Source organism: Nitrospirota bacterium (assembly GCA_020851375.1).
Classification (GTDB): domain Bacteria; phylum Nitrospirota; class 9FT-COMBO-42-15; order HDB-SIOI813; family HDB-SIOI813; genus RBG-16-43-11.
The window spans coordinates 165,036-183,927 of the sequence record JADZCV010000044.1 but is presented as its reverse complement, the minus strand read 5'-3'; the positions used below and the strand labels follow the sequence as shown (position 1 = coordinate 183,927).

11 protein-coding genes are annotated in these 18,892 nt (G+C 47.7%); 9 read left to right on the top strand and 2 right to left on the bottom strand.

Going from position 1 to position 18,892, the window contains the following annotated elements; translation table 11 throughout:
• Positions 1 to 18 precede the first annotated feature (18 nt).
• From IT393_09045 to IT393_09015, 7 genes are all read left to right on the top strand, one after another.
• Entirely contained in the window at positions 19 to 1,497 is a 1,479-nt protein-coding gene (locus IT393_09045) for a cobalamin-dependent protein (protein ID MCC7202786.1), read from the top strand.
• 3 nt (positions 1,498 to 1,500) lie between these two features.
• Positions 1,501 to 2,715 carry a glycosyltransferase family 4 protein gene (locus tag IT393_09040; GenBank protein MCC7202785.1) on the top strand — a complete coding sequence of 405 codons (1,215 nt, stop codon included), beginning with the start codon at positions 1,501 to 1,503 and terminating at the stop codon, positions 2,713 to 2,715.
• 2 nt (positions 2,716 to 2,717) lie between these two features.
• Positions 2,718 to 3,497, top strand: a complete 780-nt coding sequence (locus tag IT393_09035; protein MCC7202784.1) for a glycosyltransferase family 2 protein — start codon at positions 2,718 to 2,720, stop codon at positions 3,495 to 3,497.
• Positions 3,466 to 3,822, top strand: coding sequence for a DUF2304 domain-containing protein (locus tag IT393_09030; protein MCC7202783.1), 357 nt, complete (start codon positions 3,466 to 3,468; stop codon positions 3,820 to 3,822). The genes IT393_09035 and IT393_09030 overlap by 32 nt, the downstream gene beginning before the upstream one ends.
• Positions 3,823 to 4,195: 373 nt before the next feature.
• A complete protein-coding gene (locus IT393_09025) occupies positions 4,196 to 5,749 on the top strand; it encodes a glycosyltransferase family 39 protein (protein ID MCC7202782.1) in 1,554 nt (517 codons plus the stop codon).
• 2 nt (positions 5,750 to 5,751) lie between these two features.
• Positions 5,752 to 7,356, top strand: coding sequence for a glycosyltransferase family 39 protein (locus tag IT393_09020; protein ID MCC7202781.1), 1,605 nt, complete (start codon positions 5,752 to 5,754; stop codon positions 7,354 to 7,356).
• Positions 7,357 to 7,395: 39 nt separating this feature from the next.
• Entirely contained in the window at positions 7,396 to 10,605 is a 3,210-nt protein-coding gene (locus tag IT393_09015; protein MCC7202780.1) for a hypothetical protein, read from the top strand.
• Between the two features lie 19 nt (positions 10,606 to 10,624).
• Here the strand turns inward: IT393_09015 and IT393_09010 are convergent, their stop codons facing one another.
• Positions 10,625 to 12,952 carry a hypothetical protein gene (locus IT393_09010; protein ID MCC7202779.1) on the bottom strand — a complete coding sequence of 776 codons (2,328 nt, stop codon included), beginning with the start codon at positions 12,950 to 12,952 and terminating at the stop codon, positions 10,625 to 10,627.
• 102 nt (positions 12,953 to 13,054) lie between these two features.
• Between IT393_09010 and IT393_09005 the strand changes: the two genes are divergently transcribed.
• Both IT393_09005 and IT393_09000 read left to right on the top strand, forming a co-directional pair.
• Positions 13,055 to 14,404 (top strand): glycosyltransferase family 9 protein, encoded by a 1,350-nt coding sequence (locus tag IT393_09005; GenBank protein MCC7202778.1) that lies wholly within the window; start codon positions 13,055 to 13,057, stop codon positions 14,402 to 14,404.
• Positions 14,382 to 16,445, top strand: coding sequence for a tetratricopeptide repeat protein (locus tag IT393_09000; protein MCC7202777.1), 2,064 nt, complete (start codon positions 14,382 to 14,384; stop codon positions 16,443 to 16,445). The genes IT393_09005 and IT393_09000 overlap by 23 nt, the downstream gene beginning before the upstream one ends.
• Here the strand turns inward: IT393_09000 and IT393_08995 are convergent.
• Positions 16,423 to 18,702: a YfhO family protein gene (locus IT393_08995; GenBank protein MCC7202776.1), complete on the bottom strand. Its 2,280-nt coding sequence runs from the start codon at positions 18,700 to 18,702 to the stop codon at positions 16,423 to 16,425. The genes IT393_09000 and IT393_08995 overlap by 23 nt on opposite strands.
• Positions 18,703 to 18,892 lie beyond the last annotated feature (190 nt).

Below are 18,892 nucleotides of genomic sequence, written 5' to 3'. Positions count from 1 at the left end.
TGAGGGTGTGAATCTGCAATGAATAACGGAAACAAAACGGATGTAATCTTCGTCAATCCGCCTTTGACGCTGGAAGAGCGTTACGGCGACCTGTCTGCTGCAGGGAGCAACCTCCCCTCCATGGGGCTCCTTTTGCTGGCTGCTGTAGTAAGAAAACTGGGCCTTACCACAAAAATTATTGATGCCCCCTCACTGAACCTCAGCTATTCAGAGACCATGGACAGGATATTTGAGGCCCCGCCTCTTTTCCTGGGGATAACAGCCGTGACAACATCTGTGTACAAGGCTGCCAAACTTGCTGAAATGGTAAAAGGACGCGAGGGCCGGATCAGGATTATCATAGGAGGTCCTCATCTCACCGCTGTTCCGGAAGAGACCATGAAGCGTTTTCCGGAATTTGATATAGGTGTGATCGGAGAAGGGGAATCTACTGTTACGGAACTCTTCAATAAGTTCAGGGATATTGGGAAAGAGGGGGGATTTGTCAGTAACAGGCAATGGGATGCCTTGTCCGGAGACCTTGAAAAAATACCAGGACTAATCCTTCGTGATAATGGTTCATATAAGATAACAGACAAGAGGGATACTATAAAAGACCTGGATACCCTCCCATTTCCAGCGTGGGATTTACTGCCTGGTTTTCCTGATCAATATAAGCCGGCGGCTTTTAAATACAGGAAATTACCTGCCACATATGTGCTTACTTCAAGGGGTTGTCCGCACAAATGCATTTTCTGTGATACCTCAGTTTTCTCAAGGCAATTCAGATATTTTTCTGCAGAATATATGATGGAAATGATAATGCTTCTCTACAAAAAATATGGCATAAGGGAAATTTCCTTTGAAGATGATACATTCCTGACTTTTAAAAAGAGATTGGTAAAGATCTGCGAATCATTTATTCAACAGAAATTGGATATAAGCTGGAGCTGCAATGGCAGGGTTCATGGCGTGGACAGGGAGATATTAAAGTTGATGAAGCGTGCCGGGTGTTGGCAGATATCCTATGGGATTGAAAGCGGTGACCAGGGTATTCTTGACTTTGCTGACAAACATATAAAACTGGAACAGGTAGAACATGCCATAACACTGACTGAAGAGGCAGGGATATTGAGTAAAGGCTTTTTTATCCTTGGATTTCCGTTTGACAGTGATGAGACCATTGAGAGGACAATCATGTTTGCAAAGAGGCTAAGACTGAACGACATATCTGTTGCAATGATGACCCCGTTTCCCGGCTCTCAGATGTATGAGATCGGGCAGAAGCATGGTACGATCAATACGGACTGGCAGAGCATGAACCTGCTGGAGACTGTTTTTGTGCCGGATGGCCTGACTAAGGAGAAACTTGAATACTATAATAAGAAGTTTCTAAAGGAATTTTATTTAAGACCCAGGATCATGTTTAATTATTTAAACCGGGTGATGACAAATCCCGGGATTATAGTGCCTCTGTCAAAGGCCTTTGCAGGATTTATCAAAAAGGTTGTCATGTAGTCAGTGAATAAAAAGAAGAAACGAAAAGTCCTTATAGTGACGCAGCACTTCTATCCTGAGGTGGCAGCCACAGCCCAGCTAATGACAGATCTTGCTATTGACCTTGCCCATAAAGGGATTGATGTTACTGTAATAGCAGCAAGACCCTATTACCTGCCATCAGGGCACAGTGTAATCCCCCCTGAAGAGGAATATCAGGGCGTTAAAATTATCAGGGTATTTACTACACGGTTTAACCTCAGCAATATTTTTGGCAGGATCCCAAACTGGCTCTCATTTCATGTATCCGGACTGATTAAAAGCATGGTACTTGCGAAGCATGATGTTGTCCTGACCCTTACGATCCCTCCATATATAGCGTTTGTTGGCATGATCTTAAAAATGGTAAAGGGATCAAAGTTCATATTTGGGGTTCAGGATATCTATCCTGATGTAGCTGCACGGCTCGGTTTGATAAATAACAAAATAATTGTTAATCTACTTTCAGGTTTGACCCGGTGGAATTACAGAAAGGCGGACAGGATTATTGCAATAGGCGAGGTCATGCGGGAGGATATTATACGGCATGGGATCAGACCGGAAAAGATAACGGTTATCCATAACTGGGCAAACAGCAATGAGTTGTATCCAATCCGCAAGGAGAAGAATCCGTTTGTAAAAAAACTGGGTCTTGAAGATAAATTTATTGTGTCTTACTCAGGCAACTTTGGCATAGTCCATGACTTTCGTCCTGTTGAGAAGGCTGTCAGGGTGTTGGAAAGTGAAAAAGATATTGTTTTTCTATTAATAGGGGATGGCACTGAGAGGATGAGATTGGAAAAATTTGTGTCTGACAACAATCTTAAGAATGTAATGTTTCTCCCTTTTCAGCCAAGAGAGAATATATTGCACAGCCTCAATGCCTGTGACGTCTCCCTGGTGTCTATAAAAAGGGGAATGGAAGGGAAGCTGGTTCCGAGCAAACTGTATGGCAGTCTTGCTGTGGGCAAGCCTGTCATAGGGATCTGTCCTCCAAACAGTGAGGTGGCTCAAATCATAGAAGAAAACAGGTGCGGGTTGGTTGATACGGATAACGACCTTGCCGGCAAGATTCTAAGGCTTTATCATGACCATGCTTTGCAGGAAGAGATGGGCAGGAATGGCAGGGATGCCTTTATAAAGAAGTATGACAGGGCGATTGCCACTGAAAAGTATTACAGGGAAATAATGGAATTGTAATCATGCAGAGCTCAAAAGAAGTTATCATAATCATTCCGGCCTATAATGAGGAAAATAATATCACACCCCTGATTAAGGAGATTCAGGACAAGGTGTCCGGTGCGGCTATCCTTGTGATTGATGACGGCTCAAGGGATCGTACTGCGAGGGTTGCGGAGAAGGCAGGGGCCATGGTCATACGGCTTCCCTTTAATATGGGATATGGTGCTGCGCTGCAGACGGGATTTAAATATGCCCTGCTGAAGCGGTATATGTATGTGGTGCAGATGGATGCCGACGGCCAGCATGATCCTGATTCCATCAGGGATTTGCTGGATGAAGTAAAAAAGGAAAATGCAGACGTAGTTATAGGGTCGAGATTTTTAGAGGGTAGTGGTGAATATAAGACATCAGGGGTGCGAAGAATCGGCATGGCCTTGTTCAGTAAGATTGCCGGGGTTATTATAGGTCAGCCTGTTACTGATCCGACTTCGGGATATCAGGCTTTAAACAGGGATGCCATACGTTTTTATGCAAGCCCGTATTATCCTGCAGATTATCCTGATGCAGATGTCATGATAATGTTGCACAGGGCCGGATTGCGCATCAGGGAGATCCCTGTGCGTATGCACCCAAGAAAGCAGGGCCAATCAATGCACAGCGGTCTTAAACCCGTGTATTATATATTCAAGATGTTTTTATCCATGTTTGTCACGCTGTTAAGAAACGACAAATTTGACAGACGTGTACTAAAGAAGGGGGAGGGATCTCATGCCATTCCAACAAAAGATATTCGCGATTAGCATAAGCATATTGCTGTTTATAATTATAGTTGAGCTGGTAAGGAGGAGAAGGCTCCGGGAGGAGTATTCATGGATATGGCTGCTCACAGGTGTATTGGTTATAGTACTGGCAGTATGGTATGATCTTCTCAGGTTTATTACTGATACCATTGGAGCAGTCCTCCCCACCACAACCCTCTTTTTATTCAGCCTGATATTTCTGATGGTCGTTAATCTATATTATGCAACCAAGATATCAAGTCTTCATGGTCAGGTAAAAGACCTCGCTCAGGAGATGGCAATCCTCAGGACCGAGGTCCAGGGAAAAACAAGTGAACCGTCATGAGGCTCTGATTCATAAATGGTAATAAATCGTCATTCCCGCGTAAGCGGGAATCCAGACCGTGGGCCTGATTCTGGATTCCCACTTACGTGGGAATGACGGGTGAAATCATGCGGGGACAGGTTGCGTGGGAATGACGGGTGAATAGGAGCATTTTCAGGTGAACCGTCATGAGCCCTTCGACTGTTCGACAAGCTCACAGCTCAGGGCTCACCAGGGTTCATGAAAACGTCATTCCCGCGAAAGCGGGAATCCAGACCGGTGGCCTGATTCTGGATTCCCACTTACGTGGGAATGACGGATGAAATCCTGCGGGGACAGGTTGCGTGGGAATGACGGGTGAATAGGAGCATTTTCAGGTGAACAGGGGGGCAGATTGAAAAACAGGCTTAGCAACAATAAGATATTTATATTATCAGGATTAACATTCTTATCCTTTCTCGTGCGATATTTTAATGCACCCCCTGTGATATTATACCCGGATTCATGCATGTATCTGTCTTTCGCAAAGTCCATACTGAGAGGGCAATTTTCTTTTAATTTTCGTAACGGGGATGATATTATAATGCCGCCGCTTTATTCTATTTCAAGCGCCATCCTTTCATTTTTTACAGGGAATATTGAGCTGTCAGGTATTTTCATATCTGCGCTTGCAGGGGCATTATTGATTATTCCTGTCTTCTATCTCGCAAAGGCCACATATAATGAAAAGGCAGCATGGATAAGTGCCGTCTTAATATTTTTGAATCCATCCCTGATACGCTGGTCAGGGGTCATTTTGACAGAATCCTTATTTATTACGCTCTTCCTGTCCGCCATTGCCTTTGGCTGGTATGGAATTGAGGGTAAAAAAAACATCCTGTTGTTCCTAAGCGGAGCATTTATCGGACTATCGTATATGACAAGAATTATAGGGCTGGTTGCTGTTCCGGCCCTTGTCATGTATATCGTGTATAATTATGTGGTGTCCCGTAAAACAACCGGTTCAAAGCTATTCAGGGACATGTTAACACCTGTCATTATTTTATCCGTTGGCGTTCTCCTTGTTACAGGAGTCTATCTGGTGAAGATGCACTCCTTTTATGGATTCTGGACCCTTTCAGGTTCTTACGGAAGTATAAAAGGCACGATGACATTTGAGGGGGCTGAAACCCTGCACGGATGGGAAAAGTTAGCGTCCCAGCAAACAGAAACAAATTTTATAGATGCAGTATCAAAAAAGATAATTGTTAATATACAGAGTTATTTGTCAGCGCTTTTTAAAATGCTTATCTTAACTATTATTTTTATTGCTGCAGGATTATTTTCAAACAGAAAAGTTGTTTATCTGGTTTTCTTTACCATTTTTTATTTTTTAGCGCTTTTGGTGCAGCCGCTCTCTCCTTTGGCAGAGGAGAAGGTGAGGTACCTGTCTCCAATTCTCCCTATATTAATGATTGCAGCATCCGGCGGGATACTCCGCATCTATGAAATGCTTAGAGGGAAGGCAATCAGGTATTTAGTCATTCCACTGGCAGCTGGAATGATCCTGATATCCTGGATACCACAGTTGTGGTTATTTCCCCTCAACCTGAATGAATCCTGGACAAAAAAAAGGGTATTTATAGATCCCGAAAAAGATGTCGGACGTTGGATGAAGGAGAATCTGCCCCATTCGGCAAGGGTTATGGCAAGGAAACCCTTTATACCATATTATGCCGATGCTATCTGGTTTTTAACGCCGCCTACTTATAATGCTGTCATTGCTTTTGCTGATCAAAATGGAATTGATTATCTCGTGATTGACAGAAAGTATGATTATTATTTGAGACCAGAGCTGCGGTTTCTGTTTCAGACAGAACAGGCGCCTGCTGATCTGAAACTCATTTATGGAACGCGTAATCCCAGGACAGGCGAACTTGTGACCGGGGTGTATGAGATTAAGGGATAGCGATGGGTTTCACAGTTGCCATGAAGAGATTTCTAACTGCCAGGGTGATTGCATTAGGAGGATTTGTTTTCCTGTCCTTTATCCTGCGATTGTTTGGTGCACCCCCGACAATAGTAGTCCCGGATTCATGTCTGTATCTTTCTTTTGCAAAGTCAATCCTCAATGGGAAGTTCTCATTTGACTTCCATGAAGGGATTGATTCCATATTGCCGCCTCTTTATTCAATCTCAAGCGCCGTCCTTTCATTTGTTACAGGTGATATAGAGTTCTCCGGTGTTTTGGTCTCTGTTATAGCAGGGGCCTTGTTAGTTATCCCTGTATTCTATCTTGCGAAGGCAATATATGATGAAAGGTCCGCATGGTTGAGTGCCGTATTGATTTTGTTAAGTCCTCTGATGATACGCTGGTCAGGGGTCATGCTGACTGAGTCACTGTTCATTACCCTATTCCTTTCCGGCATTGCCCTTGGCTGGCATGGAATTGAGGGCAGGAAAAACGTTTTTCTCCTGCTTAGCGGCGCATGCATTGGGTTGTCGTACATGACAAGGATCATAGGACTGGTTGCTGTTCCTGCAGTCATCATCTCTGTAATATTTTATTCTCTGAATTTTACTAAATCTGCCGTCTCAGGCACTGGCTGGAAGGGTGATTTTAATCTAAAGAAGTTGTTTAAAAAAGTTATGGTGCCACTGATGATTTTTTTTGCAGGTTTTATCCTTGTAACAAGCGCCTACCTCGTGAAGCTGCATTCTTTTTATGGTCATTGGACCATTGCCGGATCCTATGGCAGCATAAAAAGCACGATCACGTATGAAGGATCTGCTACCACGTCCGGATGGGAGAGGCTTGATGCAAAAAAAACAGGGGGGGATGTCATTGAGAGGGTCTCTAACAAGGTTATTAATAATGCCAGGAATTACCTGTCTGCATTGTTTAAGATGCTTGTCTTAACCATTATTTTTATTGCTGCCGGATTATTCCCGGGTCGAAAAGCCATTTATCCGTTCTTATTTGTCATATTCTATTTTTTGGCCCTTTTAGTGCAGCCTCTATCTCCTCTGTTGGATGAGAGAGTCAGGTATATATCTCCTATTGTTCCACTACTATTAATTACAACATCCGGTGGAATCGTTCATATCTATGATGCCATTAAATGGAAGGCAGTCAGATATGCTATGGTGCCTGTTTCAACAGGCATTGTCCTCGTGTCATTTATATATCAACTTCAGGTTTTTCCATTCAACTTTAACAGCTCCTGGATTACAAAAAAGGCATTTACAGACCCAGACAAAATCGTCGGGCGATGGATGAACACAAACCTGCCCCATCCCCTCAGGATGATGACAAGGAAACCCTATATACCTTATTTTGCCGGCGCTACCTGGTTTTTAACGCCGTCTACTTATAATGCCGTTATTGAGCTTGCTAATCAAAAAGGAGTTGATTACATAGTAGTTGACAGAAGATATGATTATTTCCTGAGACCCGAATTGCGGTTCCTGTTTCATAAAGAACTGGCGCCTTCTGATCTTAAATTCATTGATGGTGTAAATGATTCCAAAACGAGTGAACTCGTAATAGGGATATATAAGATTAACAGGCAATGACGATATAGTTGGCATATTTATTGCATTTCAATAGTATTAATGTCAAGACATCATAGTTTGTTCATCAGTCTTCCCATTCTATTAACAGCCTGCCTTTTGACTTATATACTCACAGGTTGTAGCAGTGAGTATAAAACAATTGGTCCAATATTAGAAGGCAATAACAGTATAACCGGCGGTAAGATGTTATTGCTGGCAGGGAAGCCAGGTGGTTCAGGTACATCCGATGCTACAGGCACACTTGCAAGATTTTATTCGCCCACCGGAATGACAGTTTATGGAAACAATATCTATGTCACTGACAGGCAAAATCACACGATACGAAAGATTGATTTATCCACTAAATCCGTAACAACCCTGGCAGGTTATCCCGGCAGGCGGGGTTTTAGCGATGGAACCGGCAGGGATGCCGGATTTAACTACCCTGAGGGGCTTGTTGCAGATGGTTTAAATCTGTTTGTCACTGATACCTATAACCAGGTTATTCGTAAGGTCGGGATGTACAGTGGTGAGGTTACTACACTTTCAGGCAGGCGAGGTCAGGCTGGTTATTCAGATGGAACTGGCGCGGATACCATGTTCCAGATGCCGTCAGGAATAACTGCAATTGGCAGTGTGCTTTATGTTACGGATACGGATAATCAGGTTATTAGACGTGTTGACAAGAACAGCGGTACAACATTAACCATAGCAGGTTCAGTTAAAACCCGTGGTTCTGCAGATGGTATCGGTGACTCTTCCAGATTTAACAATCCGTTGGGTATAACTACTGATGGGGAGTTTTTATTCATAGCTGATTCCAATAATCACACTATACGGAGACTGGATATTCAAACAGGAGAGGTCATTACACTGGCAGGAAAAGCCGGGGAGAGCGGCATTTCAGATGGGTCACTTCTTAATGCACGATTTTCTTATCCATCTGGTCTTTATTTAAAAGGAGGCGAACTATTTGTTTCTGAGATAGGGAATGATCTTATCCGGGTCATAGACCTGATTAATGGCACAGTTATTACTCTGGCCGGAACACCGCGGGTACCCGGGTTTTTAGATGGTCCGCCTGGTATTGGCAGGTTCAACAGTCCTGCTGAGATTGCTATTGCAGGCGACTACATCTATGTTACTGATATGAATAATAACACGATACGCAGTGTCAACATCTCTACCGGAGAGATAGAAACAATAGCAGGGGCGCCATCGTATACAGGCGCTACAGATGATGCAGGTGTTAACAGCAGATTTAGCACTCCAGGCGGTATTGCAATAGATGGCAATACCCTGTACGTAGCGGATACCTATAATCACCTTATAAGAAAAGTGGATGGAGAGACAGGTGAGGTTACAACTATTGCAGGTAAAGCCGGCGTGTCCGGAGCTACTGATAGTTCAGAGAGTTCCGCAGTATTTAACTCCCCTACAGATGTTATAGCAGATGAGAGTGGAAATTTCATATATATAGTTGATACGAACAATCATATAATCAGGAGCATGAATATTTCTACAGGCGAGGTGCGTACATTTGCCGGATACCCTGCTGAATCAGGATCTGTGAATGGAATCGGCATAGATGCAAGGTTTAAATCACCCAAACGGGGTGTGAGGATAAATGGGAAGCTGTATATAGCTGATTCAGGGAATCATGTTATTCGCATCATTGACATTCTTACAAAGGAAGTGACAACTCTTGCAGGTCAGAGCGGTGTCGCCGGACTGAATGACTCAAGTGAGGGGTCTTCAGGTATTGCCCATTTTAATAGTCCCGGAGACATTACAACGGATGGGACCTTTCTATATGTTGCTGATACGGGTAATCATGCCATAAGAAGGGTGGACCCAAATACAGGAATTGTCGTAACCATATCCGGCAGCCGTGGAACCTCAGGTCTCGTGGAAAGTGCGGATGGTGCTCCATTATTTAATTTGCCTGAAGGTATTACATGGCATAATGACATTCTTTATGTGTCAGATACAGGAAACCATATCATCAGAAAAATAAATCTTACTACCGGGGAGGTATCTTTACTTGCAGGAGATGTAGACTGCGTAGATGAGGTTACAGTAACAAATGGCGTGGAAACAGTGGTAAGGAAGTGCACCGCTCTTCAGGCTGGGGAAAGCAGCTATGGTGATTCTACAGATGGGACTGGCAAGACAACATCCTTTTCTTCTCCTACAGGGATTAATACAGACGGGACATATCTCTATGTAATGGATACAGGAAGCAGCAGAATCAGAAGGGTAAAGATGAATACCGGAGAAACTGCAACATTTTCGTACTCCTTAAATAAGGGGGTTTCATTGAATTCTCCGGCAGGAGCTGATTTGGCAGGTAATATCCTCTACGTAGCAGACAGAGGCAACCAGGCCATACGCAAGTTGAATATAACAAACTTGGTCAATGCCCCGCTTATTCTGATAGCCGGCAATATCGGGAAGTCCGGCTACACATATAGTGCCGGTTATTCTGCCAGCTTTTACAATCCGGTTGGTATTGTCGCAGATGGCATGGGGAATCTGTATGTGGCTGACACAGGAAACCATACTATAAGAAAAGTGGTCATTTCCACCAGAGAAGTAACTACGATAGCAGGAGTTCCCGGCACAGCCGGTTTTGTAAACAGTGAATTTGGCTACCCCATGTTTAACTCGCCACGGGGGATTTGTATCATTGGAAATCATCTGTATGTAGCTGATTCCGGAAACCATCTTATACGAAGGATCAATCTGCTTACCGGGTATGTGGGACTTGTAGCCGGCTTGAGTGATTACGTCACAAGCACCGGTTCGCCAGGAACTGCTGACAGTACAGGGGCAGCAGCAGGGTTTAACGACCCAAGGGGTATTACTACTGACGGCAAATACCTTTATGTGACAGACAGCGGCAATCATTCGATCAGGAGAATCCTTGCCTCTACAGGGCAGGTAAAGACGATAGCCGGTATGCCCGGTATATCTGGTTATAAAGATGGCACCACATTCTATGTAAGATTTAATTATCCGAGGGGAATAGCTGTTGATGGAGATTATCTGTATGTGGCTGATACAGGGAATAATGTATTCCGGCGGGTCAACAAGAATACAGGTGAGGTGCTTACCTTATCAGGCAGGAGGGGGGAATCTTCTATCATACAGGGTGTAAGGGAAGATGCAAGATATAACAACGTTGTGAGCGTTGCCACGTCACAAGGCTCGCCCTATCTTTATTTTACAGACAGTGTTGAAAATGTGGTTGGGATGGTTGAAAAGTAGCGCTTCAATATGTGAACAGTCATACGGTGCGCGTGCGCGGTACCAACAGCAAAAGGCTTGCATAGATCAGCGCAGCGATAAACAGGCATCCGCTGAAACCTATTATGTATGCGCCGGCAACAGCCAGGGCGCTCCCTGCCACTGACATCATTCCGTTAAGACCCCACATCCATGGGATGTCATCCTGTCCGGATATGGAGATGAGTCTCAGTCCGCTTGGAAAGGGAATACCAAGGGCTACTCCCAGCGGCAGCAAAAGGAGGGCTGAGATAATTAAGCGGGCAAATAATGGCAGCGGCAGGAACAGATTCAGGACAGGGGAAAGAAGCAAAGCATAGATAATCACCAGCAGGGCAACGATCAATCCGGTAAGGCTCACCCGTCGAGCGAGTTGTCCGGTTTGCCAGTTCTGACTCAGGCGGCTGCCGATGCTGGCGCCGATCAGCAATGAAAAGAGTATCACTGCAAGACTTAAGGTGGGGTGGCCCAGAAAGAGAATGAATTTCTGAGCCAGAGGGATCTCGACTAACATAAAACCCATGCCGAGAGCGCTGAAATATATAAGCCAGCCGCGCACAGGACTGCCGGCGCGACCGCGAATCACGAGCATTACGATCGTATAGAGCAGAGCAGCCCCAATGGCGCCTGTAAGCAGCCCTTTAAGCACTCCTGGTACACCAAAGGCCAGATAGAGGAAAAAGGGCTTCTCATCCGTAGCAGGACGCAGGTTTATGAGCCGTCCTTCCTTAAGTATCCCTTCATTGTAAATCTGATCAGGTTTGATTTTCCCCTGCCCTATTTGTTCCAGAACAGTGTTGCCGCCAGCACCCGGAATAAAAACAGCTTCTGCCAGGCCGGAGGCAACCCCTCGTTTTGCCAGGGCAATATCTTCAGGACTGAAAGGGGATTTCTTCCAGACAAGCAGATACCGGTATGGATTGCGTACAGGTTCTGTATCGGTTGTTTTAAGGGCTATCAGGTGCTCTGTTGCTGCGGCAGAGTTTATGCCTTTTTCACCCATGACCCCGATGGCAGTAAAAGCGGCCCGCAACAACAGCTCTTCCGACTGCGTGACAAGGGTATAACGGCCGTTGGTTGTCAGGTGCTGATAATAATCTTCGAATGCCTCCTGTGTGTGAATATAGGATTCAACCAGTGCGACGCCGGCATTGCCGGTTGTCGCTGTCTGGGTCAGGGCGCTCACTATAAGGTCATACTGGTCCGGGGAACGGCGTACAAAACTGCGTCCATCATCAACAGTGACATTCACACCCGGAAGATGATAAATGTCGCCGTTTATTTTGCTGTGAAGGTCCACCATATTGACCAGAGATGCATTAATCTCAACTCCATCCATCTTCCTGAAACCTGCCAGTGATCCGAGGAGAAAATCCATCCCGCCGCCAGGTCCGATGGAAAGCATGCTGTCCCGTGGATTAAGGGCGAAAGAGAAGTATGTGAGCACACTTCTCAGATAACGTACATTATTCAGGTTTCCATCAAATAGAATCATGGGAGCAGGGACCTCCCCGTCTGTGAATATATGCACCCTTGAATCCTCTTCATGAGGGAGGCCATAGCGGACCATGTCGGTGCGGGCATAGGCAGACCATTTGCTGTCAATGATGTGCGCATGCAGTCCCGGATCCGCAAGGTCCTTTAGCATGGGTTTGGCTACTTCCGGGGCGCCTGATGTAACAGGCCGGACCCTGAGAAGATCGTAATTGGCTGTAACAGGCCATAATGCGAAGCATATGGCCACGCTGGCAGCGCTGACCAGGAGGAGCAGGCGGTTGCCCTGTGCAACGGCCCAGCAGAGTGTGCTGACAGCGCTCAGGCCGCCGAGCAGGAATGCCAGATAGAGCGGGCCGGTTATACTGATTAATGGAACTATCAGTATGGCGGCAAGCGCTGCGCCAATGAGATCAGCCTGGTATATCCGGCCGCTTTCCGCAGCGCGCTGTCGAAAAATCTCAGATAGGAATACACCTGCAAGGGTGAAGGGCAGGAGCGGAATAAAGGCTGCCCAAAGATGTGCTGCAAGAACCGAAGAAAGAGGTGTGCCGAAGAGGATTATAATACTGGCCGGCACTGACAGTGCAAATCCCAGTCCTGCCCAGCCGGCCTCTAATTGACGGTTCCTGGTTTTGCTGATCCAGTGCCAGGCGAATCCGCCGAGGCCCAGTCCGCAGACAGCTCCGGAAACCGCCAGAAAGGCGTAATGATAGCGAAACAACACTGAAAAGACGCGGGTAAGGCTGATTTCGAAAGTCAGTACGGCAAAGGAAACAAGAAAAACGCTGGTCAGAATCGCCCATTGCTGCCGACTGTTGAACTGATCCTCCATGCCTGTTATCTATATTCCCTGTAGACTGCCGGATGATAATCCATAATAATTTTCTGCATAAGAATAGCAGTAAGAAAATTAAGTGTCAATGGGAATTCAGGCATGGGAATGCATGCATGTTTATTGACAGAGAAATCTCATTCTGCTACTTTATTGCTTGTCAGTGAAGACAAATACAGCAATGCGCATGTCATCCAGTATTCATGTACAAGGCCTTTCGGGTTTCATCTCATGAATGTAAAAGCTCTGCAATGGCTCGACCGGTGGCTGGGGGTTCCACTCTGTTTCATATTAACCGTCATACGCACACTCGCCGGACGCCGTGCCCCTTCCTGTCCCCGTCCGCCTGGAAGCCTCCTTTTCGTAAAACTGGCAGAACAAGGCTCAACTGTTCTTGCAGCTCCTGCCTTGCGGCGGGCAGTCGAAATTGCAGGACGTGAAAACGTTTACTTCATTGCCCTTGAGGACAACCGGTTTATCCTCGACGCGCTTGGCATCATTCCTGAACAAAACGTAATCACCATATCATCTAAGAATTTACTGGAAATGATTCGCAGCGCGCCCGCTGCCTTACTGCGCCTGCGTACTTTGAAACCTGACGCTGCTGTGGATATGGAATTTTTTTCGCGAGGTTCAGCTGCGCTTACTTTTCTGAGCGGTGCACGATGCCGCATCGGTTTTCACGCATTTTTTGGGGCCGGTCCTTATCGCGGAAACCTGATGACTCACAGGCTGCTCTATAACCCTCACATCCACACCACACAGACCTTTCTGTCGCTGGTTGAGGCCGCCCTTTGTGACCCGGCGGCGCTGCCGACGTTTGATTGGAAACCTGAGACAGCCAGGGATGATTCGCCGCAGTTTACACCAGGCGCAGGCGAAACAGATGAGGTCAGGGAAATACTGCGCCGTAAGACTGGCGGAAGCCCTCCGTTGATACTGCTCAATCCCAATGCCAGTGACTTACTGCCGTTACGACGGTGGCCGAACAATCGCTATGTTGAATTGGCAGGCAGGCTGCTGGCAGGATACCCGGAGGTTTATGTGGCATTTACAGGAGCGCCGAGTGAGGCTGGGGCGACCTCTGAACTGGTCAGAGAAGTAGCGTCTGACCGTTGTTTCTCACTGGCCGGCATGACCACGCTCCGGCAATTGCTGATTCTCTATACGCTGTCTGAAGTCCTCGTCACGAATGACAGCGGTCCGTCGCATTTCGCAGCCCTTACACCTGTTCGCGTGGTTACTTTGTTTGGCCCTGAGACCCCGAAGTTATTCTCTGCATGTTCTTCCAGGAACACGGCTCTCTGGGCTGGAATTGCATGCAGTCCCTGCGTCAACGCATACAACAACCGCCAATCACCCTGCCGTAACAACCTGTGCATGCAGGCTATTACAGTGGAACATGTATTCGAGGAAGTCTGCCGGGCTTATGAACACAGCAAAGATGACTGATAAAACGCATATTTCTCCGGTTTACAAGGGCTGGCTGCAGGCGCTGCTTCTGGCAGCCGTTACCTTCATTGCCTATATTCCTGTGTGGCATGCCGGGTTCATCTGGGACGATGATAAATTTCTGTTGAATAACCCCCTTATCCGCATGTCCGATGGTCTGTACCGGTTCTGGTTTACTGCATCCGCCCCTGATTATTTTCCCGCAACCTCCACCACCCTGTGGCTGGAATGGAGACTGTGGGGAGAGAACCCTCTCGGCTATCACATAGTCAATGTGCTGCTGCATGCACTGAGTTCAATACTGTGCTGGCGGGCGCTGGAGAGGCTTAAAATTCCAGGGGCATGGCTGGCAGCAGCCCTGTTTGCCCTGCACCCGGTCAATGTCGAATCAGTGGCATGGATTACGGAACGGAAGAATACCCTGGCAATGTTCTTCTACGCATGGACCCTCCTCTGGTATCTGCGGTTTGAGGATACGAACCGCAGGTTATGGTATTGGATGTCCGCAGGGGCATTTGTGCTTGCCCTGTTGAGCAAGTCAGCGGTGGCGCCCCTGCCCGTTGTTTTACTGGGCATTGCCTGGTGGCGCCGGGGAAGGGTGGGACTTAAGGACGTGTGGCGCACTGTTCCCTTTTTTATTGCGTCTGGGATACTTGGACTTGTTACTGTCTGGTATCAATATCATCAGTCCATCGGTTCTGCTATTGTGCGGGAAGATAGCCTCTTGTCGCGTCTGGCCGGCGCCGGATGGGCGATATGGTTTTATCTTTTCAAGGCGCTGCTACCTCTAAATCTGATTTTTGTTTATCCCCGGTGGCATATTGACGACACGAATGTCTTGTCGTATGTGCCTGGATTATTGGTGATTGCAGGATTTCTGCTGTTATGGCGCTTCCGGCGCAGCTGGGGAAAGGCATGGTTATTCAGCCTCGGCTATTTTGTGGTAATGCTCCTGCCTGTACTTGGATTTTTAAACATTTATTTCATGCGATACTCCCTGGTAGCAGATCACTGGCAGTATTTTTCAATCATTGGCCCCATTGCCCTGGTGGCAGCCGGGGTTACGATGTCATTGAGCCGTTGGGAGAAGAGATATTCATTTTTTAAGCCAGTCCTCTGCGGGGCACTGCTACTGGCGCTTATTGTGTTGACCTGGCGGCAAAGCACGATGTATACCGGCATCGAAGCGCTGTGGCGGACAACGATTGCCAGGAACCCCGGATCCGCGATGGTACATAACAACCTCGGCGGCCTTTTGCTCGAAAGAGGACAGACAGACGAGGCAATCATCCATATAAAGAAGGCACTGGATCTGGAACCCGATCATGCAAACGCCCACGATAATATGGGTAATGCCCTTCGCCGGAGAGGACAGTTGGATGAGGCGATTGCCCATTACCAGAGTGCCATTGAGATCGAACCCAACCATTTCAAGGCACACAACCACCTCGGCTTTGCCCTCTTTCAGACAGGACGGGTGGATGAGGCGATCGCTCATTACAGGAAATCCCTGCAAATCTACCCGGGTTACGGAGATGCCTGGAACAATCTTGCCTATGCCCTTCAGCAGACAGGACGTGTGGATGAGGCAATCCCCCTTTATCAGACATCTCTGAAACTCCAACCCGGCAACGCCCCGGCGCACAGTAACCTTGCCAGGGCCCTGGCCCAGAAGGGGCGGTGGACCGAGGCTATGGAACACCAGAAGACATCCGTAAAGCTCCAGCCTGACAATCCCTTTATTCTATACAACTATGCCTGGATGCTGGCTACTTGTCCTGAGGCATCAGTCCGCAATGGTGCGCTCGCAATCGAACTTGCCAACAGAGCAAACCGGCTTACCGGCGGCAGAAATCCGGTAATACTCGGCACACTGGCAGCCGCCTATGCAGAGGCCGGACGTTTTCCTGAAGCTGTGACAACAGCGCGTGAAGCGATTGAACTAGCTTCCGCACAATCCGACATTGCATTGGTCAATGCCCTCCGGGTGCAAATCGGACATTACAATGCAGGCTACCCTATTCGTGACTCAGCCCAATAGAGTTTAAAAAGACTCTTATCAGAACGCCTATCGCTAATATTACAAAGAGTGCGCCTGAAACAATGCTTGTCGTGAGCCCTTCTATCCATCGCAAGGGGCGAAATTCCAGAATAAGTTGATGCTGTCCAGGCGGAACCGGCAGCCCAAGGAGTGCCAGGTTTGTGCGGTAGAGATGGACCTCATGTCCATCGAGACTTGCACGCCAGCCTGGATGCCAGACCTCGCTGATCACAAGGTATCCCTCTGTGGGACGATTGAGGTTCATGTTGAGATAGCCGTTTCGGGTCTCCGTAATTTCAACACCACCCCCCCCCTGCGGTACAGGGTATGCGATATCTTTAATTCCCCCCTCCACCACCGCCGCAGAGGAAAGGTTGTGCTGCTGTATTTGGCGGATAGCGGCCTCTTCATCATCTGCCTGAATCACCCTTTCTGTCCAGAATGCCCTGGGAAGGAAGTGTTGATTCCGGTAAAGATAGATATCAGTACGCCTCTCCCCCTGATAGAAGACGAATGCCGGCTGATTCGGAAACACCTCTGCCAGTTCATAGCGGTTGTTGGGAATATCCAGCGGGACCGGAGAGATCAGGTATTTCACATTCAGGGTGTCCAGCATGTCTGTCCTGGCAGTCAGCCGTGGAAGAGAGGGGCCAGGCGCCGGGATCAGATCATTCCATACCCGTGCGGCAGTGCGCTCGATCCTGCCCCAGCGTAAAAGGTCAAAGTAGGCATTGTAATGTTGATAATTGAACGAATCATATCCCGTCACCAACTGAAGCCCCATCGGCGCTGCCCAGCCGTATAAGACCGTTGGACGAAAGACCGGAGCGACACGGAAGAGGGAGCGGTCATCAGACAGGTATCTCTGGTATGCTGTGTGCGGCACTGCCTTTTCGTAAGGAACCATCGTCAGGTACCGCCACGCGTAGCTTATCCCCTCGGCGGAAATAAGGGCGATTATTATGACGGCGAGGATGGTCGCAGGATTGAAACCCCTTGTTTTCCTTTTTATCCTCTCCATTAGCGTGTCGAGTCCGATGCCGGCCAGGGCAATTCCAAAAAACGTACTGAGGAAAAGAAACCGCCCCGGGATGCGAAAGAGCCTGAATCCGGGCAGATAATCATAAATAAAGTGAATGACAGGGCTATCCATTGACAGGAACACGGTTGCTGCGAAACTGACTGCCAGATACTTCGTGTATGCCCGTCTCCACCCAAGTACTGTTCCAGCTCCTGCCAGCAGCAGGGGGATCAGGCCGAAATATGCAGCGTCTTCCCATAACTCACGGCGCTGGTAGCTCCCGTCCAGCGGTGTTCCAAGCGCCTCGGGGAAGAGGAATGTGAGGAGTTGCCTGGGTTCCAAGGCATGGCCGCCAAGAAAAAATGCATAGTTCGTCTCACTCCTCGAGATGAGCGTCGCCTCTGCAGCGAGCGGCCACAGGAGATAAGCCGAGATGCCGGCGGCCAGGATGGCGCTGATCGCCAGAAATAAAACCAAAGGTCCCAATACCCTGGTATTTTTTGTCCGGACTTGTCTTGCTGCGTGGATTAGAATCCATGCCAGCAGGAACCAGAATGTGTAGTAGAGGAGCTGCAGGTGGCCTGAGTGAAGGCAAAGACCTCCGGCTGCTGCCAGGATCAGGGATGAAGCAAGGGACGGCTTCTTCACAAGATAAAATAAGGCTGCAAAGAGCAGAGGCAGGCAGACGACGACCGGGATGTTGGGGAGCCATCCTGCATAAACGGCAACAATCAGCTTGAAACTGAAGAGTCCTGCGGCAGCCATCATCAGGCGCGGCCAGAACCCCAGTCCCAGTGATGCGGCCACAGCATAGTAGGCCAGTGCAGAGACCAGAAAGTGGAGAAAGAAGGTTCCCCCAACGGCTGCAAGAGGAGGAAGGAGATAAAATAAGAAGTGGAGCGGATATGTGTATTGGGCTATGGGGTTTATCAGTCCCGCGTAACCTGAAAATTGATCGTTCCGCCAGAAGGGGATTCCCCAGCCCTGATGGATGGAATCATACAGGACCTGTTTGGTTGAGACATGCTCGGCTATGAAATCGGAATACGGCGAATACAGGGTATTTCCAGGCTTCCAGAGAAAACCATACCCCACAAGCGTCAGGAGCAGGATGACGGCCATTGATTTCCAGAAGTCCTTAGACATCAAAGCGGCAGGCACGTTCCTTCCTCCCTGAAAGATTGCATATCCACCTCCCCATTCCTCTACGGTTAACCTGAAAATGCTCCTGTTCACCCGTCATTCCAACGGAAGTGGGAATCCAGAATCAAGCCCACGGTCTGGAATCCCGCATACGCTGGAATGACGTTTTCATTAACCTTTGTAAGCCTGAGGCTCATGACGGTTTAGCTATACAGGCATCCATAGCCTGGCATGTAGTCCAAAATATTATAGGTAATATGCTCAAGACTATCAAGGCAGGAAA